Source organism: Pistricoccus aurantiacus, from assembly GCF_007954585.1.
GTDB lineage: Bacteria > Pseudomonadota > Gammaproteobacteria > Pseudomonadales > Halomonadaceae > Pistricoccus > Pistricoccus aurantiacus.
Map to the genome: position 1 here is coordinate 2596697 of NZ_CP042382.1, position 20761 is coordinate 2617457.

18 protein-coding genes are annotated in these 20761 nt (G+C 60.2%); 7 read left to right on the forward strand and 11 right to left on the reverse strand.

Annotated elements, in window-relative coordinates:
* Nucleotides 1-124: 124 nt before the first annotated feature.
* Nucleotides 125-808: a glutathione S-transferase family protein gene (locus FGL86_RS12240; RefSeq protein WP_147184812.1), complete on the forward strand. Its 684-nt coding sequence runs from the start codon at nt 125-127 to the stop codon at nt 806-808.
* Between the two features lie 3 nt (nt 809-811).
* On the opposite strand, the gene FGL86_RS12245 is transcribed toward FGL86_RS12240, so the two are convergent.
* The 8 genes from FGL86_RS12245 to FGL86_RS12280 form a co-directional block, all read right to left on the reverse strand.
* Entirely contained in the window at nt 812-1096 is a 285-nt protein-coding gene (locus tag FGL86_RS12245; RefSeq protein ID WP_246131617.1) for a hypothetical protein, read from the reverse strand.
* 114 nt (nt 1097-1210) lie between these two features.
* Nucleotides 1211-2455: an MFS transporter gene (locus tag FGL86_RS12250; RefSeq protein ID WP_246131618.1), complete on the reverse strand. Its 1245-nt coding sequence runs from the start codon at nt 2453-2455 to the stop codon at nt 1211-1213.
* Nucleotides 2452-2952, reverse strand: a complete 501-nt coding sequence (locus FGL86_RS12255; RefSeq protein ID WP_147184813.1) for a hypothetical protein — start codon at nt 2950-2952, stop codon at nt 2452-2454. Before FGL86_RS12255 ends, FGL86_RS12250 begins: the two co-directional genes overlap by 4 nt.
* 42 nt (nt 2953-2994) lie before the next feature.
* Nucleotides 2995-4194, reverse strand: coding sequence for a DEAD/DEAH box helicase (locus FGL86_RS12260; protein ID WP_147184814.1), 1200 nt, complete (start codon nt 4192-4194; stop codon nt 2995-2997).
* Between the two features lie 217 nt (nt 4195-4411).
* Nucleotides 4412-4903 (reverse strand): helix-hairpin-helix domain-containing protein, encoded by a 492-nt coding sequence (locus FGL86_RS12265; protein ID WP_186764400.1) that lies wholly within the window; start codon nt 4901-4903, stop codon nt 4412-4414.
* 82 nt (nt 4904-4985) lie between these two features.
* Complete coding sequence (locus FGL86_RS12270) at nt 4986-5588, reverse strand: PqiC family protein (RefSeq protein WP_186764401.1); 603 nt, start codon at nt 5586-5588, stop codon at nt 4986-4988.
* A gap of 62 nt (nt 5589-5650) precedes the next feature.
* Entirely contained in the window at nt 5651-7243 is a 1593-nt protein-coding gene (gene pqiB, locus FGL86_RS12275) for an intermembrane transport protein PqiB (RefSeq protein WP_147184817.1), read from the reverse strand.
* The gene (locus FGL86_RS12280; protein WP_147186189.1) at nt 7236-8546 is read right to left on the reverse strand and encodes a paraquat-inducible protein A; all 1311 of its coding nucleotides are present in this window, start codon (nt 8544-8546) and stop codon (nt 7236-7238) included. Before FGL86_RS12280 ends, pqiB begins: the two co-directional genes overlap by 8 nt.
* Before the next feature lie 228 nt (nt 8547-8774).
* Between FGL86_RS12280 and FGL86_RS12285 the strand changes: the two genes are divergently transcribed.
* From FGL86_RS12285 to FGL86_RS12310, 6 genes are all read left to right on the forward strand, one after another.
* Complete coding sequence (locus FGL86_RS12285) at nt 8775-9761, forward strand: calcium/sodium antiporter (protein WP_147184818.1); 987 nt, start codon at nt 8775-8777, stop codon at nt 9759-9761.
* 240 nt (nt 9762-10001) lie between these two features.
* The gene (locus FGL86_RS12290) at nt 10002-11405 is read left to right on the forward strand and encodes a cytochrome ubiquinol oxidase subunit I (RefSeq protein WP_147184819.1); all 1404 of its coding nucleotides are present in this window, start codon (nt 10002-10004) and stop codon (nt 11403-11405) included.
* A gap of 5 nt (nt 11406-11410) precedes the next feature.
* Nucleotides 11411-12409 carry a cytochrome d ubiquinol oxidase subunit II gene (gene cydB, locus FGL86_RS12295; protein ID WP_147184820.1) on the forward strand — a complete coding sequence of 333 codons (999 nt, stop codon included), beginning with the start codon at nt 11411-11413 and terminating at the stop codon, nt 12407-12409.
* Between the two features lie 97 nt (nt 12410-12506).
* Nucleotides 12507-14108: a thiol reductant ABC exporter subunit CydD gene (cydD, locus tag FGL86_RS12300; protein ID WP_147186190.1), complete on the forward strand. Its 1602-nt coding sequence runs from the start codon at nt 12507-12509 to the stop codon at nt 14106-14108.
* Nucleotides 14105-15817, forward strand: a complete 1713-nt coding sequence (gene cydC / locus FGL86_RS12305) for a thiol reductant ABC exporter subunit CydC (RefSeq protein ID WP_147184821.1) — start codon at nt 14105-14107, stop codon at nt 15815-15817. Before cydD ends, cydC begins: the two co-directional genes overlap by 4 nt.
* Nucleotides 15818-15850: 33 nt before the next feature.
* The gene (locus tag FGL86_RS12310) at nt 15851-16864 is read left to right on the forward strand and encodes an adenosine deaminase (protein ID WP_147184822.1); all 1014 of its coding nucleotides are present in this window, start codon (nt 15851-15853) and stop codon (nt 16862-16864) included.
* Nucleotides 16865-17014: 150 nt separating this feature from the next.
* Here the strand turns inward: FGL86_RS12310 and FGL86_RS12315 are convergent, their stop codons facing one another.
* Genes FGL86_RS12315 through FGL86_RS12325 form a run of 3 tightly spaced genes read right to left on the reverse strand, consistent with a single transcriptional unit; the run spans nt 17015 to nt 20649 of the window.
* A complete protein-coding gene (locus FGL86_RS12315; protein ID WP_147184823.1) occupies nt 17015-17386 on the reverse strand; it encodes a cupin domain-containing protein in 372 nt (123 codons plus the stop codon).
* A gap of 22 nt (nt 17387-17408) precedes the next feature.
* Entirely contained in the window at nt 17409-17720 is a 312-nt protein-coding gene (locus FGL86_RS12320) for a BON domain-containing protein (protein WP_186764402.1), read from the reverse strand.
* Nucleotides 17707-20649, reverse strand: coding sequence for an AsmA family protein (locus FGL86_RS12325; protein WP_147184825.1), 2943 nt, complete (start codon nt 20647-20649; stop codon nt 17707-17709). The genes FGL86_RS12320 and FGL86_RS12325 overlap by 14 nt, the downstream gene beginning before the upstream one ends.
* Between the last annotated feature and the right edge of the window lie 112 nt (nt 20650-20761).

The following is a 20761-nucleotide window of genomic DNA, read 5'->3' on the forward strand; positions in this document are numbered from 1 at the left end:
AACAGAGGTTACCTGCAGTCTAGTGGGAGATCGAAAGCCGTGGAAAGACGACCTTGGCACAAGCTGCTAGGCTCAATGTTCGTCTATCGGAATTGCTCGTCCATCAGGGAAAAAGGAAAATCCCATGATCAAGGTGCACCATCTGGAAAACTCGCGTTCCCAGCGAGTCATCTGGCTGCTCGAGGAACTGGGGGCGAGCTACGAGATCATTACCTATCAGCGGGATCCCAGGACTCAGCGCGCATCGAATGCACTCAAGAGGGTGCATCCACTGGGCAAATCGCCGGTCATCAGCGATACCGACCAGCAGGATCGGGTGGTGGCGGAGTCGGCGGCGATCCTCGATTACCTGGTGGACCGCTTCGATGACGAAAAACGTCTGCGTCCCGCCATGGATAGCGAGGCGGGGCTGCGTTATCGCTTCTGGATGCATCACGCGGAAGGCAGCGCCATGCCCCCATTGTTGATGCGACTGGTGATGTCCCAGCTCGGCAAGCCGCCGGTGCCGGCGTTGATTCGTCCTATCGCGCGGGGGCTCGCCAAGGGCATGGAAAACAAGTTTCTCGATCCGGAGGTCGAGAATTTGATGCATTTCTGGGAAGGCGAACTCAACGGCCGCGACTGGTTTACCGGCGACGACTTCAGCGCCGCGGATATTCAGATGAGTTTTCCTCTCCTGGCTCTTGACGCTCAAGACGCGCTTGAAGATCACCCCAGACTGGCCGCCGTTATCGACAGCTTTCGCGATCGCCCTGCTTACCGACGCACGGTGGAGAAAGTCGGTGAGTTCTCGGTGCCCGGCGGCTAGATGTCAGGAGGGCTTGCGCGGTTTGAATTTTGGCCCTAGCGGACCCAGCCACAGCCAGACCTGAAGCACCACGAGAATCGGCAGCAGCCAGGCGGGCGCGTCAAGCCCCGCGACCAGTAGCTGATGAATAAAGTAGGCGACGATACCCGCCAGCAGTCCAAGCACCGGAAACAGCAAGGGGCGCTCGAAGCCCGGACGTCGTGTCAGACGAAACAGCGAGCCGGTAAACGCACCAAAGGTCGCTGCCAGTGCCAGGGGAAGCCAGAATTCCTGCATGAGTTCCTGCATGAGAAGGGCGCCTTGAAATACGAGGGAATGCTCGAAAGACTAGCGCCATTATCCCCTGCAAGGCTTTACCACTTTGGTCATGATGAAGCTCAATTCCTGCCCGGTCGAGCAGGCTCAGGAATGGCGTCGAGTGGTCAGAACGCCATACTCGTCAAGCTCCAATTGCCGCCGACGCCCGGATAGCCAGGCCATGCTCATGGAAACCGTCACGATACCCATTAGCATCAGACTGATGACGTTGAGGCTGGCGCCGAACTGCAGCAATACACCGACCCCCAGGGGTCCCAGGGCGGCGAGACAGTAACCGAATCCTTGCGCCATGCCGGAAAGCTGGCCCGCCAGGAAGGCGCTGCCGCTACGCAGCACGAGCAGTGTCAAGGCCAGGCTGAAGCAGCCGCCCTGACCGAGCCCCAGGATCACGACGCCCCACCAGCGCAGGGAAAGCGGCCCCAGAAGCAGCAGCAAGAGCCCGGCACCGTTGGTGGCGAGCAGCAGCAGCAGGGCAGGACGCTGATCACGACCCAGTCGCGCCAGCCAGGGAGCGGCGAAAGCGGAAGCCAGCTGTGCCATGACCGAGATGCCCAGCATCCAGCCCGCTTCGGCCTCGTCGATACCTCTGCGCTGCAGCAGCGTCGGCAGCCAGCCGAAAACGATATAGGCAAGGGATGACTGGGAACCCATGAGTACGGTGACTTGCCAGGCCAGCGCGTTTCTCGTCAGGCGCACCTTGGGTCGGTTCCGGCTGCTGGAGGATGCGGGTTCGGGCCAGGGGTGAGGCATCAGGCCGCGCCAGGCGAATAGCGCGATCAACGCCAACAGCGACCAGCTCATCAGGCTCGCGGTCCAGCTGTTCAGCCAGTCCGCCAGGGGAACGCTGAGAATCGCTCCCAGTGCTCCACCCAGACACAGGGCCATGGTATAGACGCCGGTCATCAGATCCGCGTTTTGCGGGAGTTCGCGCTTGACCAGACCGGGAAGCAGGGTGCCGCATATACCGATTGCCGCGCCTGCCATCAAGGTGCCGAGGAACAGCAGGAGCAAGGAATGATTGGCACGTAGAATCAGGGCCACGGTCAGCAGCAATAGCCCGATGGAAAGCGCTCGCTCGCTGCCCAGGCGGTGAGAAAGCCATGGCGCCAGGGGCGCGAAAAGACCAAGGCACAGCACCGGCAGGGTGGTTAGTGCGCCAACGCCCGCGGCACCGAGCCCGGTATCCTCCTGCACTCGAATCAGGAGCGGCGACAGGGAAGAAAGCGCCGGTCGCAGATTGAGCCCTACCAGTACCATGACCAGAAGGAAAAGCCCGAGCCGACGTGGCGTGGTATGAGGTCCGCTTCTGGCGCTGGCCTCCAGGCTCATTTCAAGTGACGGCGCAAGTCGCCGCGCACCACGTCCATCAGGGTAATGAAGTAGGTATCGCCTTGGGTATCGATGCGGTCGACTCGACACTGGGTCGCCATGGATTTTTCGATCAACAGCTCATCGAAGATTTCCAGGGTGATCTTTTCCATGGGCTTGTCGCCAGGGGTAAGGCTGCCGTCTTCCAGATTGAAGGTCTCCAGCAGGCTGGCGCGCACGCGGGTCATGCCGCCTTCCGCCAGCACGCGCCGCACGAACAGCCAGCCCTCGCAGGCCAGGGATTCGCTGTCATGCCGGCGTAGAAACAGGGTGCGGTAGCAGGCGCCTTCCTTGGCGCCCTTGTCCGCCATGCTGCGGTAGGCCTCGGTCATGCGCGTGGAGGTGACGCGCGCCTGAAGGGTCTTGTCGAGAGCGCCCTGGTGTTCGCCGTCCAGGTGCGCCTGGCGTTGAAAGGTGAGCCAGCGGCGATAATCCGCGATCAGGGAAGAAGTAGCCATAGTTGCTCGATTGTCGTCATCCGCGGTTGAGAAGTGAATCGATCAGGCGCGCTTCGTGCGGCGCGGCTGACGGCGCTGTGGCTTGCGAATCGGTTCCGGTACCGCATTGGGATCCGGTTCGAAGCCCGGCTCGACACGGCTTTCGATGCTCTGCTTGATCAGGCGCTCGATCCCGCGCAGCAAGCCCTTTTCATCGATGCAGACCAGGGAAACCGCGAGGCCTTCGCTGCCGGCACGACCGGTACGGCCGATGCGGTGCACATAGTCTTCCGCCACGTTGGGCAGCTCGAAATTGACCACGTAAGGCAGCTCGTTGATATCCAGGCCTCGAGCGGCGATATCCGTGGCCACCAGCACCTGCAGGCCGCCATCCTTGAAGGCGCCCAAAGCCCGGGTGCGGGCGGATTGGCTCTTGTTGCCGTGGATCGCCATGGCGGGAATGTCCTGCTTGGAGAGCTGTTCCGCCAGGCGGTTGGCGCCGTGCTTGGTACGAGTGAATACCAGCACCTGGTGCCAGCGCTGGGTGATGATCAGATGGGCCAGCAGTTCGCGTTTGCGTTCCCGGTCGACCTGATAGACCACTTGGTCGATACGCTCCGCGGTGGTGTTGCGCGGCGCCACGTCGATCATCGCCGGGGCGTCGAGCAGACCGTCCGCCAGACGGCGAATCTCGTTGGAGAAGGTCGCGGAGAACAGCAGGTTCTGTCGGCGCTTGGGCAGCAGACGCAATACTTTCTTGATGTCGTGAATGAAGCCCATGTCGAGCATGCGATCCGCTTCGTCCAGTACCAGCACTTCGACCTGGGAAAGATCCACGTGTTTCTGCTGCTGAAGATCCAGCAGGCGCCCCGGGGTGGCTACCAGGATATCCAGTCCCGCACGCAGTGCGTCCACTTGGGGCTGTTGGCCGACGCCGCCGAAGATGACGTGGGAACGTAGCTTCAGATGGCGGCCATAGGTCTTGACGCTGTCCCCCACCTGAGCCGCCAGTTCCCGGGTCGGGGTCAGTACCAAGGCGCGAACCTGGCGCGCCTTGGGACGCGGGCCATCCGCCAGTCGCTGCAGCAGCGGCAAGGTAAAGCCCGCGGTCTTGCCGGTGCCGGTCTGGGCGCTGGCCAGTAGATCGCCGCCGGTGAGGACCGCGGGAATCGCCTGGCGCTGAATGGGGGTCGGCTCGGTATAGCCCTGGGCTTCTACCGCCCGCAGTAGTTCCGGGCGCAGGCCAAGGTCGGTAAATTTCATGATATCTCCAGCAAGTCATCCGTTTCGAGAATGGGCTCGCCGTCGGGCAAGATGCCCGCGAGAACACGGCACAATGAAACGGGGGGAATAAAGCGTCGGGAAAGGTAATTTGATGACGACGAAAGACGCCATGATGACAGAAAACGGCGCTTGGCGCAGCCCCGTTCCGAAGGTGGCCAGCGCCGTCATCAATTGTCGGCGAGCGTAAAGATAACGTTCAGTGGCTGTCGCGATGGCTCGCGAGACTCGCCTGCAGGCGATTGCGGGTGGCCGTGTCCAGATCCGGCAGTTCGGCAAGCGCTTCGTCGGACATGGCAAGCAGCGCCTGGGGATCGTAGACACCCGCGGAAAAAAGTCGCCTCGCCGTTGCGCGTCCCACTCCCTCGAGTTGAGTCAGGTGCTGGGCATGAATGTCGAGGAAATCCGTGCGCTCGTCTTCCGTCAGGGTGTCGCAGGCGCCGCTTTGATAGTAGGCGCAGGCGAATCGCGCCATCTCAAGCTCCGCCGAATCCAGCGTCGGCAGATTGACGAAATCATGATGATTGGCCAACTTGCGCATGGCTTCCAACCCTTGCCGAGCGGCATCCAGGTATTCGGGGCTCGTGACCGGGTCGCCCTCGATGGCTTGCTGCAGGTTGGAATCCACCAGATACACCAGTTCCCGGAGTTCCAGTGCAACTTCATGCTGTTCAGGGTGTAGATTTTCCATATAGGTGCGCTTCCTTGGATACCGATCAAACTGGCAGGATAACGGTCGAGTGGGTTCCAGCATAGCCTATTTGACGGCGGATTCACCGACGCAAGGTGTGAATTTGTCGCGCCAGCTGATCCGCGAACTCGTCCCAGCTGCGTCCCAGAGCGCGCACCAAGGCCGGATAACCGTCGCTATCCAGTTCGCTCGAGGTTTCGAAGCGCGCCGTGCCGAGTAGCGTGTTGTTCCGCTTGAGCTGCCACTGGCCCGCGGCGATCGCCTGGCCGTCATAGCGCCCCTGGAAGCGCTCCACGTCCACGCTCAGCGTCATGGCATCCTTATCGAGGGTGCTGCCGGTGGTGATCACCCGCGTGTCCGGCAGATGCCGTTCCAGGTCGAGCTTCAGATTGTGCCGCAGTTGCCGATCCAGGCGTTCCGCCCACAGGTGATCGTTGGCCCGAGTCATGGTGATATCGTCCAGTTGCAGGGCGATGCCTTCGTGATTCAGGTAGTTGGCGAGTTGAATGGGCTCGAGCACCAGGGTGTAGGCGAAGTCGCTGCCGATTCCTGCTGCCGCCGTGTCCTCTGCCGTCCGGATGTCGCCGGTGGCCAGGGTATAGTGCTGGCGGCTGGCGGAACTCGAGGCACAGCCCGCAAGCACCAGCATCCCTACCAGTAGCGTCGCTAAGCGTACAAGGGTCATAAGCGTTTCCTGTTCCAAATTGCCTAAAAAGCATAGCGGCCTGTTGCGTTTATGCATTCCCGTCAGTTGGGTGCTCTGGGCAGTGGGTCCGGGCCTTCGTTACGATCAAAAATCAGCGCGTTGGGCTTCTCCTTGAGCGTGCGCGCCACCGGCTGCAGGTCTCGCAGCAAGCTTTCGAATTGAGCCAGAGTCTCGTTGAGATTGGCAGACAGATTTCGCGTGGCGGGGCTATCGATCAACTGTCTGGTCGAATCGGCGACGTCGCGAAACTCCTTCAGCGTGGCCTGAGAGGTATCCAGGTTCTGTTCCAGTGCCGCGAGCAACGGCTCGATGTCAAGCCCGTTGAGCTTGTCCAGCAGATTCGAGACCTTGCTCTCGATCTGGGCGAGTCCGGCGGAGGTGCTGGGGAAGACCGGAACCTGCTCGAAAGTCTTGGCCACGAAGGCATCGTCGGTTTTCTTCTGGAAGTTGAGATCCACGTATAGAGCGCCGGTCAGCAGGTTGCCGGTCTTGAGAGAGGCGCGCAGACCGTTCTCGAACCAGCCCTTGAAGCGCGAACGCCAATTCTCGATATCCTTGGAGGTGAAATCGCTTCCCAGGCGCTGGGGTTCGATACGAATCAATACCGGAATGGCGAAGCCTGCCTGGGATTCCGGTCGCGGCGCGGAAAAGTGCCAAGGCACGCTCGCCACGGTGCCGACGCGGACGCCACGAAATTCCACCGGCGCGCCCTTGGAGAGCCCGCGTACCGTATCATCGATCAAGAGCACGTATTCCAGGTAATTGTTGAAGGTGCCCTGGCTCGCGCTTTCCTCGTCGGCGTAGAGACTGAAGGTGGTTCCCGGCTGCACCGGTTCTCCCGGGGAGACGTCCTCGGGAATGCCGAAGGTAATACCGCCGCTGATCAGCGTCTCGATGGATTCGACGCTTACCCGAAATCCTTCGGAATCAAGCGTCAGATCGACGCCGCTGGCGGTCCAGAATCGCGTGCTATCGGTGATGAGCTTGTCGTAAGGCTTGTCGATATACAGGCGATATTCCATCTGTCGGGTATCCGTATCGAAGTTTGCCTCTTCCACTCGGCCTACGGTCAGGCCCTGATAGGTGACTGGATCGCCAGCCTTGAAGGAATTGCTCAGATCGCTGGACAGCTGAATGCGCATGCCGTTGGCATCCGGCGGAGCCACGGGTGGCTGTTCCAGCACGTCGAACCTGGACCGGCTTTCGTCGCTGGTGCCTGGCTGCAATTGTATATAGGCACCGGACAAGACCGTGTTGAGCCCGCTGATGCCTTCACGGCCGATACGCGGCTTGACCACCCAGAAGCGGGTATCTTCGACCAGCACGTCCGCGGTCCCCTGGTTCATCGTCGCGCTGGCTTCGATATGCGAAAGATCCTCGGAAAGAGTGACGCTTTCGATTCGACCGATTTCCACGTTGCGGGTCTTGATCAGGGTGCTGCCGGCCTCGATGCCTTCGGCGTTGTCCATGATCAGGGTGATCTGTGGCCCGCGACTCACGTAGTTGTCGTAGACCAGCCACAGTCCGATCAGCACCGCTACCAGGGGGACGATCCATATCGGCGACAGGCGCTTTCCTCGCCGTGTGGTGGCGCGCTGGGAAGAGATATCATCGTTAGGAGCTTGGTCAGGCATCGGTCGTGTCCTTGGTGCCAAGAGAGATTTGTTGGAATTCGGCGATATCCGAGGGATTGTCCCAGAGAAGACGAGAATCGAAGCTCTTGGCCGCCAGCATGGTCAGTATCACCACGGAGGCGAACGGCAGAATGGCCGAGCCGGGGCTCACCGTCATCAGGTTGCCCGCGTTGACCAGGGCGCCAAGAATGGCTACCACGAAGATATCCACCATGGACCAGCGCCCGATCACATCCGCCATTCGATGCAGCCGGGTCCGTCCAAGGGCGTGCATGTTCCTGCTGCGCGGCGCGATATAGCAGAGCCAGGAAAGGGCGATCAATTTCAGTACCGGCACCGTGATACTGGCGAACAAAATGACGATGGCCACCGGATAGGAGCCGCTCTCCCAGAGCTCCACCACGCCGGTGATGATAGTCGAAGGTGTGGTATGACCTAACCAGGTGGTATTCATGATGGGGTAGACGTTGGCGGGAATGTACATGATCGCCGCCGCTATCAGCAGCGCCCAGGTACGCTGCAGGCTTTTGTGATAGCGCAGGTGCAAGGGCTCGCCGCAGCGCAGGCAGTGGCCCTGTCCCTTGTCGTCGAGTCGGTTGACCAGGCCGCAGGTGGGGCAGCCCGCCAATCCTTGAGGCGCCGCCGGCTGCCCGATCCGGCAATTTTCAGGCGCCTGGGGTTCGCCGGTCAGGGAAAACCACATCCAGTCCGCGTCGATGGATTGAGTGGTTAAAAGCAGCAGAATAGTGAAGGCGCAAAAGGCCCAGAATCCCAGATCCAGATCGATTTCCGCGAGTCCAGCCATCTTGATCAGACTGACCAGGGTGCCGATGATGAAGACATCCGCCATCATCCAGGGATTCATGTGTGCCAGCGAGCGGGCAATGCCGCAACTGAAGGCCATGGACTCGCCGCGCAGCAGACCGATATGCAGCCAGATGACCCCCAGCAGGTAGACGCCGGGCAGCACCATGACGAACAACGCCACGGCGATGGCGATCAAGGGTTGATGAAAGCCCAGCAAGCTGGTGGCGGTCTGAGGGAGCTCGATGCGGTCGCCGAAGCCTTGGAAGTCGAAGCTGACAAAAGGGAAAATGATGGCGATGGTCAGGGCGATCAGCGCGCTGACGGCAAGCGCCATGCTGCGCTGGGCCGGCCAGTGGTGACGAGTGACCAGGGTATGATCGCAGCGTGGACAGTCGGCTTTCTCGCCGGCGTTCAGTGGCGGCAGCGCCACCAGCCAGTCGCATTCATGACAGGCTCGCAATCGGCGCCGCGTGGAGCGGGTTTCCGGCGATGCCATGGCAATGGAGTCGGTTGGCCGAGCGCGGTCGTCGTTATCGATCGGGGGCAAGAGGCGCTTTCCTGAAAATGATTTGTTGCACTCCGTAAACCGTTCATTATGACGGCTATGCGGATACATACAATATTCAGCGCCTTGGAGATCGACCTGTCTCTCGTCAACCTGTAACTTGCCGTCTTTCCCCAGCGTAAATATGTTTTTCTTTGTCACAAACTAAGGAATGAATCAATGCTGATGCCGTTATTGGCCATCTTGTCGGGGCTGCTGCTGCTGATCTGGAGTGCGGATCGCTTCGTCGACGGGGCCGCGGCCACTGCCGGCCATCTCGGGCTTTCACCGCTGCTGATCGGCATGCTGGTGATCGGCTTTGGCACCTCTGCTCCCGAGATGATGGTATCCGGTCTGGCGGCCTGGCAGGGTAATCCCGGCCTCGCCCTGGGTAACGCCTACGGCTCGAATATCACCAATGTGGGTCTGATCCTTGGCTTGGTAGCACTCATTTCTCCCTTGACAGTACATTCCCAGGTGCTGAAAAAAGAGCTTCCGCTGCTGGCGGCGGTCACTTTGCTGGCGGCCTGGCAACTGCGTGACGGCGCCATCGGCACGCTAGAAGCGATTGTATTGCTGGTAGTGCTGGGCGCCTTCATCGGCTTGAGTATCTGGAAAGGGCGACAATCCGAGGAAGATGCGCTGAGCCAGGACACCCGTCAGGATCTCGAGGCTGGGGGCATGTCTCTCAAGGCGGGAATCCTCTGGACCCTGCTCGGACTCGTGCTGTTGATCGCCAGTTCCCGAGCTCTGGTCTGGGGAGCGGTGGAAGTTGCCCAGGCCTTCGGCATCAGCGATCTGATCATCGGCCTGACGGTGGTGGCGATCGGCACCTCGCTGCCGGAACTGGCCTCGTCGATCAGCGCGCTGCGACGCAAGGAGCATGACCTGGTGCTGGGTAACGTGGTCGGCTCGAACTTGTTCAATACCCTGGGTGTGGTAGGTATTGCCGGCGTCATTACTCCCGTTCATGTCGGCAGTGAAGTGCTGTTGCGGGACTGGCCGGTGATGGCAGTAATGACGCTTTTGATGCTGATCTTCGGTATCGGCTGGAAGGGTCGCCAAGGGCGCATCAATCGTTTCGAAGGCGCGGCGCTACTGACGATATTCATCGGCTATACCAGCTACCTGGTATACACGGTAGTTCACGGCGCCAGTTCGATCTGACGGCTCACCCTTCCGGTGACCCTGACATTCCGGCTGCTCTGAAAGAGATGGCCGGCATCCGCGCATGAAGACAAGCTCATGCGGACATTTTGTTAGCACAATTATCATTCATGCGACAACGAGTCTCACCCCCGCACCGCGTTTTATCGTTAACTTTATATGGTTCGACTAGTCTAAACCTGGAGTCAACGAATTCTCCGGCTCGACGATGCCGTCGACAGCATCCAAGGGAGGAAGCTAATGGAACTGGATCCGCTTTTATTATCACGCCTGCAGTTTGCCTTTGTCGTGGCGTTTCACGCCATCTTTCCCATCTTCACCATCGGCCTCGCTACCTATCTAGCGTTACTCAACGGACTTTTCTTCAAGACCGGCAACCCGGCCTGGAAGCGCCTGGCGGAATTCTGGGCCAAGGTCTTCGCGGTGGTATTCGGTATGGGGGTGGTGTCCGGCATTGTCATGTCCTTCCAGTTCGGCACCAACTGGAGCAACTTCTCCCAGGCCTCGGCCAACTTTCTGGGACCCATGCTCAGCTATGAAGTGATCACCGCCTTCTTCCTTGAGGCAGGGTTTCTAGGGGTACTGCTGTTTGGACGCGACAAGGTACCGCCCGGTGCGCATCTGTTCGCTGCCTTGATGGTTGCGCTTGGCACTTTTATCTCTTCGTTCTGGATTCTTTCCGCGAATAGCTGGATGCATACCCCCCAGGGCACCGAGCTGATCGATGGCACTTTCCATGTCACCTCCTGGTGGGCGGCGATCTTCAATCCTTCCTTTCCCTATCGGTTAGGACACATGCTGCTGGCGTCCTTTATTACCGGCGGTTTCGTCGTGGCCGGGGTCAGCGCCTGGTATCTGTTGATCGGTCGCGATCAGCTGGCCAATCGCAAGGCGCTTTCCATGAGCCTATGGCTGCTGCTGGTGCTGACCCCGGCTCAGGCAGTGCTGGGGGATTTCCACGGCCTCAATACCCTGGAGCATCAGCCCACCAAGGTGGCGGCCATGGAGGGCAACTGGGAAACTCAGAGCGGCGCCCCCTTGCTGCTGTTCGCGCTACCGGATCGGGATATTCAGGGCAATCATTTCGAAATTGCCATCCCCAAGATGGCGAGTCTGATTCTGACTCATAGTTTCGATGGTGAGGTGCCCGGGCTCAAGGAAGTGCCGAGAGACGAACAGCCGCCGGTGTGGATCACCTTCTGGTCGTTTCGCATCATGGTGGCGCTGGGGTTCTTGATGATCGCCGTCGCCTTCTATGGCCTGTGGCTGCGCCGGGATGAGCGCCTCTATCGTCATCGCGTCTATCTGCAGACCTTGCGTTTGATGAGCATTACTCCGTTCATCGCCGCCTTGGCGGGCTGGTTCGTGACGGAAACCGGCCGCGCACCTTGGCTGGTCTACGGGGTGATGACCCACGCCGAGGGCCTGACGCCTTCGCTGACCGGTGGCATGGCGCTATTCACCCTGATCGGTTACATGGCGGTCTATGCGGTGGTGTTCTACGCCGGCGTGTTCTATCTGACCCGGGTGGTACGCGGCGGCATGCTGGACAACGAGCGCGAGCCGGACGAGCAGGTCGAGCGACCTATGCGGCCGTTTTCCGCCACGCATATTCCCTTCGATACCGAACGCCAGGGAGGCTAGTGCATATGGAATCCTTCGATCTGTCGCTGATATGGGCGGTGATCATCGCCTTTGGCATCATCATGTATGTGCTGATGGATGGCTTCGATCTGGGGCTGGGCATTCTGTTTCCCTTCGCGCCCAGCGAGCAGGATCGCGACGTGATGATGAATACCGTCGCTCCGGTGTGGGACGGCAACGAAACCTGGCTGGTGCTGGGTGGAGCAGGGCTGTTGGGCGCTTTCCCGCTGGTCTATTCGGTGCTGTTGCCTGCGCTTTATATCGGTGTGTTCCTGATGCTGACGGGGCTTATCTTTCGCGGCATCGCTTTCGAATTTCGCTTCAAATCCCATAGCCGCCGCTGGTGGAGTCGAGCTTTTGCCGGGGGCTCCATGGTGGCGACCTTCGCGCAGGGCGCGGTGGTCGGCGCCTATATTCAGGGGTTCGAAACCGAAGGGATGGTCTACACCGGGGGCGCCTTTGACTGGCTGACGCCCTTTTCCGTCTTGACCGGCTTTGGCATGATGGCGGGCTTCGCCTTGCTCGGCGCCACCTGGCTGATACTCAAGACCGAGGGCGACCTTCAAGCCTGGGCGTATCGTATCGCGCCGAAGCTGCTGATCGGCGTGCTGGTGGTATTCGGTGTAGTGAGCTTATGGACTCCCTTTGTCGACCCCAGCGTTTGGGACCGCTGGTTCTCGAATATCCAGCTCATCTGGATACTTCCCGTCTTGGCTCTGGCCTGTGCCTTCCTGATTTATTCCGGGGTCAAGCGTCATCACGATGTCCTGCCGTTTCTGGCTACCCTGGGTATGTTTATCTTTACCTACCTGGGGCTGCTGGTCAGTCGCTGGCCCTATGTAGTGCCGCCGGATTACACCCTGTGGGATGCCGCCTCCGCGCCGGAATCCCAGCTTTTCCTGCTGGTCGGTACGGTCATCGTGATTCCTGTCATTCTGGGCTATACCGGCTGGAGCTACTGGGTGTTTCGCGGCAAGGTGAAACCCGGCGAGGGCTACCATTAAGGCATTTTTCCGTTCGCCCGACGCCAATCATCCCACAACCCCGCGCCACTGGCTGAAAGCGCTGGCCAGTCAGGCACGGGGCTTGCTCCGGCTGGCGATGCTGATGGGATTTCTGGCGGGGCTTTGCACCATCCTGCAGCTGGGGCTGCTGGCCTATCTGATCGAGCGGATACTGGCACGGACTTCACCAGACGCCCTGGCCCTCGTCTTTTTTCTGCTGATCGGAATCCTTGCGCTTCGCGCCTTGCTGCAATGGGCTCAGGAAGCCCTAGCTCAGCAGGCCAGCTTGCAATTACGTCATAAGGCAAGGGCACAGCTGCTCGATCACCTGGAAAAGCTGGGTCCGGTTCGTCTTTCCGGTCGCCATAGCGCGGGCATCGCCGGGCAACTGGTGGAACAGGTCGAAGCCCTGGACGGCTATTTCGCGCGTTATCTCCCTCAGCAAACCCTGGCGATGTTATTGCCTTTGATCATTCTTGCCGTGGTGGCCTGGCTCGACTGGCTGGCGGCGCTTTTCCTGCTGCTGGCGGCGCCGATGATTCCGCTGTTCATGGCTCTGGTGGGCATGGGCGCCGAGCGGCTCAACCGCGAGCAGTTCGCTGCGGTCACTCGTCTGGCCGGGCATTTTCTCGATCGGGTTCGCGGTATTACCACCCTGCAGCTGTTTGGTCGTACCGGCCGTGCCCACGAAGAAGTCTTTGCCGCCGCCGAGGACTACCGCCACCGCACCATGCGTACGCTACGCCTGGCATTTCTGTCTTCCGCGGTGCTGGAATTCTTTGCCTCCGTTGCCATCGCGGTGGTGGCGATCTATATCGGTTTTGGCCTGCTGGGCTATATCAGCTACGGGCCGTCGCCGCAGCTGACCCTGTTCAGCGGCCTGCTGATTCTGCTGCTGGCGCCGGAATTCTTCCAGCCGCTGCGCACCCTGGCCCAGCACTATCACGACCGGGCCGCCGCGCTTGGTGCCGCCCAGGGATTGGTCGATCTACTTGCCGAGCAGACCTCGGAAGAACTGCCCCGTGCTGCGAATACTGAACGGGAGGCAGTTGTTTCATTAGCCGGGGTAACGCTCTCGCATCCGGGCAGGGGACGAGTGTTGGGACCGCTGGACTTGACCGTTGCGGACGGTGAAAGCGTCGCCTTGGTGGGGCCGTCCGGGGTCGGCAAGTCCAGCCTGCTGCAGTTGATTGCCGGATTTGTCGTCCCGGACACTGGCTCAGTTTCTGTCCAGCGGGGCGAGCGGTTCGCCTGGATGGATCAGCGGCCCCTGCTGATCCAGGGCAGCCTGGCGGATAACCTGCGTGTTACCGCGCCTCAGGCCACGGATCAGCAGCTCGAGGCGGCGCTGAATCAGGCCGGCCTCGGCGAATTTCTGGATACCCTGCCGGAACGACTGGCAACTCGCATTGCCGAACGCGGCGTCGGACTATCCGGCGGCCAGGCTCAGCGGCTGGCCCTGGCGCGTATTTTCCTCAGCGATGCATCCTTGGTGCTGCTGGATGAGCCCACCGCCAGTCTCGATGAGGTTACCGAGGCGCAGGTCATCGACGCGATCAAGATGCTGTCGGCGCAGGGCCGTACTCTGGTAATCGCTACCCATCATCCCGCTCTGATCGCGATAGCAGAACGGGTGCTGCGTCTCGAATCGGGGCAGTTCCGAAAAGTGGAGCAGCATATCGAAGCGGGCGAGCCATGAAAGCTATCCTGGTAGAACTGCGTCCCTGGCTGCGTCTGCTGGCGCGCCATTCCCGACGTTTGACGCTGGGAACTCTATTGATGGCGCTGACGGCGATATCCGCCATCGGTCTGCTGGCACTTTCCGGCTGGTTCATTACTGCCACGGCCTTGACCGGCGCGCTGCTCGCCGCCGGCGTCAACGCCAGTTTGAACGTCTATGTGCCCGGGGGCAGTATTCGCTTCTTCGCCATCGCGCGTACCGTCAGTCGTTATCTTGAACGGGTCTACAATCATGCCAGCGTGCTGGCGCTACTGGCGGAGCTTCGCGCCGGCATGTTCGCGGTGCTGGCGAGGCTGGATGCCCGGGCGCTTTCCCGTCATCGCGCCAGTGAATGGCTCAACCGGCTGACCGCGGATATCGACACTCTGGACAGCCTGTATCTGCGCCTGCTGGCGCCGCCCCTTGTGGCGCTGCTGACGATAGGGCTGGTAGCGGGACTGGCGGCAATCTTTCTGCCCATCGCCGGTGTGGCGGTGCTCGGCCTGTTGTTGCCGCTGTGGGCGTGGCTGGTGGCAGGGCAGGCACGGCTGGGCATGGCGGCAAGCCGGCGCCGAGTCGCGACTCTGGACCGGCTGCGGGCGGGTATCGTCGAGGAACTCCAGGGACTCGCGGAGCTGAAAGCCTATGCCAGCCTGGCGGAGCATCGCCGTCGTCTCGAAGCAATCGAACACGAACTCTACCGCGATCAGCGTCGGCTGGGCCGGCTTGGCGCCCTGGGCAATGTGCTGGTGGGGCTGGGAGTCGGCATTACGCTGCTGCTGGTACTCTGGCTGGGAGCACGGGCCTACCAGGCGGAGAGCCTGAGCGGACCGCTGCTGGTGATGATGCCTCTGGCCATTCTGGCGCTCAACGAAACGCTGGCTGCCTTGCCAGTGGCGTTCACTCAGTTCGGCGCGACCCGAGCCGCCGCGCGACGGCTCAATGCCTTGGGAGATTCCCGCAGCGCCTTGCTCGACCCTGAAACGCCGGAGTCGCTTCTTTCGGGAGCGCCGGCGATCCGCTTCGAGGCGGTCTCGCTGCGTTATCCGGGCACGCCGATCCCAGCGCTAGAGAAATTCGACCTCACCATCGCATCGGGTCAACGGCTGGCGTTGACCGGCGCTTCGGGAGCGGGCAAGTCGAGCCTGGCCAATCTGTTGACGCGTCTGATCGATCCCCAGGCAGGGCGAGTGCTGCGCGATGGTATCGATCTTCGTCATCTGCCTCTCGAGGCACTGCGAACGAGCACCGCCTACCTGACCCAGCAGTCGGAATTGTTCGACGCCAGCCTGGCGGACAATCTGCGCCTGGCCGCGCCCCAGGCAACTGATTCAACGTTACGCTGGGCCCTCGACCAGGTGGAGCTGGCGGAGTGGGTCGATGGCCTGGCTCAAGGCCTCGATACCCGGGTCGGCGAGGGTGGTCGACAGCTGTCCGGCGGTCAGGCCCGTCGCCTGGCGTTGGCTCGAGTGCTGCTGACAAACGCGCCGCTGGTGATACTCGATGAGTTTTTCACCGGGCTGGATCGTCCTCTGGCTGGGCGGATCGCGAAGCGGCTCGATGTCTGGTTGGAGGGCCGAACGGTGATCTATCTTGTTCATCAGTGGGATGATGACATGCCGCTTCCCGGCGTAGGGCGTCTATGTCGACTTCGTGAAGGACGCCTGGTCGAGGATTCACGGCTATGAAAAGCCCTTGAACTACAAGGAGCGGAGAAAGCCATGCGGGAATTTCTCAAACGTTTGCCCAAGGCGGAACTGCATCTGCATATCGAGGGCACCCTGGAGCCGGAACTGATGTTCCGGCTCGCGGAGCGCAACGCGATTCAACTGCCTTATGCAAGCGTGGACGAGGCGAGGGCTGCCTACCAATTCGAGGATCTGCAATCCTTTCTCGACGTGTATTACCAGGGCATGAACGTGCTGCGCGGCGAAGAAGAATTCTTCGATCTTGCGCTGGATTATCTCGAACGCGCCCATCGGGATGGCGTGGTGCACGTGGAGCTGTCCTTCGATCCCCAGGCGCACCTGACCCGGGGCGTCGGGCTCGACCTGCAGATCGATGGCCTGACTCGCGCCATGAGCGAGGCAGAGCGGAACTGGGGTATCAGCAGCCGCCTGATCATGAGCTTCCTGCGGGACCGCTCCCCCCAGGAAGCGCTGCAGACGCTGAAAATGGCTACGCCGTTTCTCGATCGTCTCGCTGCCGTCGGCCTGGACAGCGCGGAGCGGGACAATCCGCCGGGACGATTCGCCGAGGTGTTCGCCCAGGCTCGACAGTTAGGACTGGCGCGTATCGCTCACGCCGGGGAAGAAGGGCCGGCGGACTATATACGCGAAGCCTTGGACCGGCTCCAGGTATGTCGCATCGATCACGGTGTGCGCTGCCTGGAAGATTCGGCGCTGGTGAAAGAACTCAGGCAGCGCAGGATTCCGCTGACGGTCTGCCCGCTTTCCAACGTTCATCTCAAGGTCGTAGACGACATGCAAGAGCATCCGCTTCCTCAACTGCTCGAGGCGGGCCTGACCCTCACGCTGAACTCCGACGACCCGGCCTATTTCGGCGGTGGCGTATTGGAAAATTATCTGGCCTGCCATGAAGCTTTCGGCTGGGACGAAAACATCTTTATCGACCTGGCGGAAAACGCCATCCAGTCGGCCTTCCTCGACGAAAAACGTCGCCGGGTATTACTGGAGCGCCTGAACGAGTGTGCCAAGGGTGCCGCGACACCCTGAGTACCTCCTAAAGCCTATTTATGATCTAGCGAGTTAGAGCCAGACGAGGCAAATTTGAACGAAAAAGCGCAGTTTACACGTAGTAAATGAGCATTTTGAGAGCAAATTTAACAACGTATGGCCGACACGCAGCAGATCATAAACAGGCTTTCAGTCGATATTGTGCTGACGAATCACAAAATGCTTAGTGGTGGTCTCGATGATTTCCCAGTAGCCGCGAAAGCCGTTGGGAATCAGGAAGGCGTCGTCCTTGCGAAAGGTCTTGGCATTGCCTTCCTCGTCGATCAGCCGGCAATGGCCTTCGAGGATATAGCAGTATTCGTCCCGCTCCGTGAAGGCGTGCCACTTGCCCGGGGTGCTGGTCCAGATGCCGGCGATCATGGCGCCGTCCGGGCTTTCGAACATCAGTCTGGTTTCATGCTGGGGATCGCCTTCCACTACGCGATCCGGCAGATCCGCCAGGCGCCGCCGAGAGGTGCGTAGCGGCTCGCCGGTGAAATCGATCACGTCATGCTCTGCCATCTTGATTCTCCTTCCATTTTGCTCAGTATTTGACTTCCAGTTGGTTATCCACTCGTTGCACGCCCTCGACACCGGCGGCGATTTCCTCAGCTTGGTCCTTCTTGTCCTCGGATTCGACGAAGCCGCTCAGTACCACGCCCTGGCCTTCCTTACGCACGATGATCGCCGCGGCGCCGAGTCCCGGCGTCTCGAGCAACGCTGCCTTGACGCGAGTTTCGAGAACAGCTTCCGCTCTTGGCGTCTGCTCCACTTGCTGATCGGTAGTAGCACAGCCTGCCAATAGCAGGAGCCAGCCGCCAAGTAGCAATGCCTTGCAAAAGTTATTTACGTGCACGGTCAATGGCCTCCGTGAGTCCGTCGCAATAAGTACTGCCTTCGCCGGTACCAGGCTCGATCAGGGGAATCAAGCCCGCGATCGGTGTCGCGGCGGCCAACGCCGCGGCGGCAATGCCCCGCCCCATCAAGGCACCGCCTGGAATAAACGAAGGATCTTGCATTTTCCCTTCGACATGCACCGGGGCACGTAGACTCAGCAGGCTGAAGTCCTTGGGTCGTGGTTCGATAACCACGTTCAGGGTTTCCGAGGCAAAGTAAATGTTCCCATCCGCCAAGAATAGTGTGTCGCTGGTATCGATCAACGCGGTCTCGATACTGGCAATACCGTTTTTCACCGGCAGGTCAAGATAAGCGCAGTCAATAGGCACTGAATCCGCGTTTCCAAACAGGGCAGCCAGGCTTTCGGTGATGTCCAGGCCGGCCAGCTCGATCAGCAGGCTATCGAGCCTTCCCCCAGTCATTACCAGTAGCAGCCCGCCATCTGCGCTGGAAAGAAAATCGTAGATGGAGTCACCGCGCATCCAGAAGCGCATTCGTCCGCCGACCTGACCAAGACTTTCATCGGCGATATCGAAAGGTGCCAGCACGCGCTTGAGATCGATGCGCCGCACTTCGCCTTCCAGGCTACCTGCGATCGGTACGCGGCCGGTGTCGAAACTAAGCTCTAAGTGAATGTCGCCCTTGCCAAGATTGAATTCCAACGGCTTGATCTCAAGGCGGTCGTTGCCGATATTGACCTGAAAATAAAGCTCGTCCAAGGGCAGGATATCCGTTTCTACCCGGGTCGCTCGGTATTCGATGTCCGCCTGCATGGCACCGGTGGCGGCTTCGATGTTCAGCGGCTCCCGAGGAAACAGATAGTCACTTTCCTCCCTGGCGGCAGCTTCGCGTTGCTGTTGCGGAGAAACGGTTTCCCCAGCGCCAGTATCCGGCTCGGCACCGATCAGTCCGCCCAGATCGTCAAAATCCAGATAATCAGAGTTCAGCTTGGCGTCGATCTTTGGCACGCTGCCGGCAAGATTCAGCTCTGCGTCACCGCTCAAATCGCTGTCACCGACTTCCCCTGCGAAATCGGTGACTTTTATCTCGTCGCCTTTACGGTAAAGCTGGCCTGCCAGTGAGTAGGGTGGTAAGTCGGGAAGCGGAAATTCCAGCAAGGGAGCCAGTCGTTCCGGATTGGGGCCTTCGATTTCAAAACGCAGATCCAGGGTCTGCTGGGTCAGCGGCTCGGTAATCTTGCCTTGGGCGAAAAGTCGAGTATCCGCAGCGTTTACGGTCGCTTGAAGTGAATAGGGGCGTTCTGGGTCGCGTAGTGCCAAGGGTGAGTCACCCAGGAAGTCCAGCTCGAACGGAGAATCCCGATAGCTGCCTTGTGCGTCGATCTTCAGTCGCGATCCTTCGACGGTTTGTAATGTTGCATCGATACTAGCTGCGAGGCTCGGCGCTTCAAAGCGCAGCTTTGTCGGCGCCAGGCGTACCTGCCCCAGGCTGGGCAGGAAAAGATCGTTTTCCGCTACCGGCTGGCCGGTGATGTTTAGGGTAGCATCCAGCCACAGCTTGCCGGGAGGGCGGGCCTCCAGCTCCAGCGCCTGGGCGGTCTGGGATAGGTCGACCTGATCCGCTTTTACAGAAATCTGGCCGGTAACCGGTACGTCATTGACATTCAAGTCGGCGGTCAGAGCCAGTTCGTTGGCGGCGATCTGGCCGCTTAGGGGGTCGATACGCAACCGGCCTTCCTTGAGGCTCAGATTCAGCAAGGCATTTTCTACCGGGGCGTCCATACCTTGAAAGGCTTGAACGTCGATGGAAACATCCGCATCAATACCCGCAAGAGCGGTAAGGTCCAGCCCCGTGTTGGTGTCTGCAGATTTACTATCCGATGACTTGCCGTCTGATGGCGTTTCAGAAGCCTCGCCCGCCGGGGCGTTTTGTTCCGGCGCCAGTTCCTGCAGCGCCGCGATATCCAGTTGCGGCACGTCCGCGTCCAGTTTGATATAGGGCCGGTCGCCGGAGAGATCGAGTAACCCCGTGCCTTGCAGGCGACTGTCACCAAACTCGCTGTTCAGAGTGTCGAGCGCCCAGCGCTGCGGGTCGGTCTGATCGACGGTGGCGTTGAGTTGATAGGAAGGTAAATCAGGTGCCGGTGCGCCGGTCAGAACGGCGACTAGCGGTGGTTCCCCCTGGCCGCGAATCTTGAGCTGTAGCTGATTGTCCTCGGCATCACCGGATATGGCGAGCTTGCCCGCCACGGACGCCTGCAGGTTGCCGAAATCCAGTCTGGCATCGATGGGAAAAGGATTATCCGGCGTCTGTATCTCGGCGATTCCTCCGGCCTCCACGTTCACCGAGAAAGGCGAGTCGACAATTTCCCCCTCTGCGGACAGGCGGGTTTTCTTTTCAGTCAGCGCGCCCTGGATTTGCGGGATGCTAGCGGTGAACTGCTGGTCCGGCGCGCGATACAGTACCTTGCCACCGGTGATGTCGATATCCTCGAATATGGGGATCTGAGACGGTCCTTTTTCTTGAGAAGGCTCGCTTTTCAGCGCCTTGAACTGCCAGTTGGCAATGCCTTCTTCGTTGCGCTGCAGCAGCACCCAGGGATCGACGATGTTCAGATCGGGAATGCGAATGTTTCCGCTCGTAAGGGCCCCCACGTCGAGGCTGGCTTCCACGGTTTCGATCTTCGCCATCCAGGGCTCGTCGCTCCAGTCGGCGTTGGCGATGCGCAGGTCCTCGATGCGCAACCCCGGTGGCCAGGTCCAGGCCAGATGAATGCCGCCTTCGGCGACAACGTCACGACCGAGTTTTTCACTGACGATACCCATTGCCTTGTTTTTTGCCCAAGGCAGGCCGACAAACAAGGCCAGCAGAACGGCGACGAGCAGAAAGGCGAGAACTCCCAGCGGGATGGCAACTCTTTTTTGCATTGTGTGTCCTTTGCCTGAAAATCTGCATCGATCCTGATGCCGCCGGTTACTGCTTTACTATAGATAAAATCCGATAAAAACCGTAATCCATGCGAAACGCGCCTTCTCAACG

Coding starts and splice junctions, on each gene's coding strand:
- FGL86_RS12240 (WP_147184812.1), top strand. CDS start 125: ATGATCAAGGTGCACCATCTGGAAAACTCGCGTTCCCAGCGAGTCATC.
- FGL86_RS12245 (WP_246131617.1), bottom strand. CDS start 1,096: ATGCAGGAACTCATGCAGGAATTCTGGCTTCCCCTGGCACTGGCAGCG.
- FGL86_RS12250 (WP_246131618.1), bottom strand. CDS start 2,455: ATGAGCCTGGAGGCCAGCGCCAGAAGCGGACCTCATACCACGCCACGT.
- FGL86_RS12255 (WP_147184813.1), bottom strand. CDS start 2,952: ATGGCTACTTCTTCCCTGATCGCGGATTATCGCCGCTGGCTCACCTTT.
- FGL86_RS12260 (WP_147184814.1), bottom strand. CDS start 4,194: ATGAAATTTACCGACCTTGGCCTGCGCCCGGAACTACTGCGGGCGGTA.
- FGL86_RS12265 (WP_186764400.1), bottom strand. CDS start 4,903: ATGGAAAATCTACACCCTGAACAGCATGAAGTTGCACTGGAACTCCGG.
- FGL86_RS12270 (WP_186764401.1), bottom strand. CDS start 5,588: ATGACCCTTGTACGCTTAGCGACGCTACTGGTAGGGATGCTGGTGCTT.
- pqiB (WP_147184817.1), bottom strand. CDS start 7,243: ATGCCTGACCAAGCTCCTAACGATGATATCTCTTCCCAGCGCGCCACC.
- FGL86_RS12280 (WP_147186189.1), bottom strand. CDS start 8,546: ATGGCATCGCCGGAAACCCGCTCCACGCGGCGCCGATTGCGAGCCTGT.
- FGL86_RS12285 (WP_147184818.1), top strand. CDS start 8,775: ATGCTGATGCCGTTATTGGCCATCTTGTCGGGGCTGCTGCTGCTGATC.
- FGL86_RS12290 (WP_147184819.1), top strand. CDS start 10,002: ATGGAACTGGATCCGCTTTTATTATCACGCCTGCAGTTTGCCTTTGTC.
- cydB (WP_147184820.1), top strand. CDS start 11,411: ATGGAATCCTTCGATCTGTCGCTGATATGGGCGGTGATCATCGCCTTT.
- cydD (WP_147186190.1), top strand. CDS start 12,507: ATGCTGATGGGATTTCTGGCGGGGCTTTGCACCATCCTGCAGCTGGGG.
- cydC (WP_147184821.1), top strand. CDS start 14,105: ATGAAAGCTATCCTGGTAGAACTGCGTCCCTGGCTGCGTCTGCTGGCG.
- FGL86_RS12310 (WP_147184822.1), top strand. CDS start 15,851: ATGCGGGAATTTCTCAAACGTTTGCCCAAGGCGGAACTGCATCTGCAT.
- FGL86_RS12315 (WP_147184823.1), bottom strand. CDS start 17,386: ATGGCAGAGCATGACGTGATCGATTTCACCGGCGAGCCGCTACGCACC.
- FGL86_RS12325 (WP_147184825.1), bottom strand. CDS start 20,649: ATGCAAAAAAGAGTTGCCATCCCGCTGGGAGTTCTCGCCTTTCTGCTC.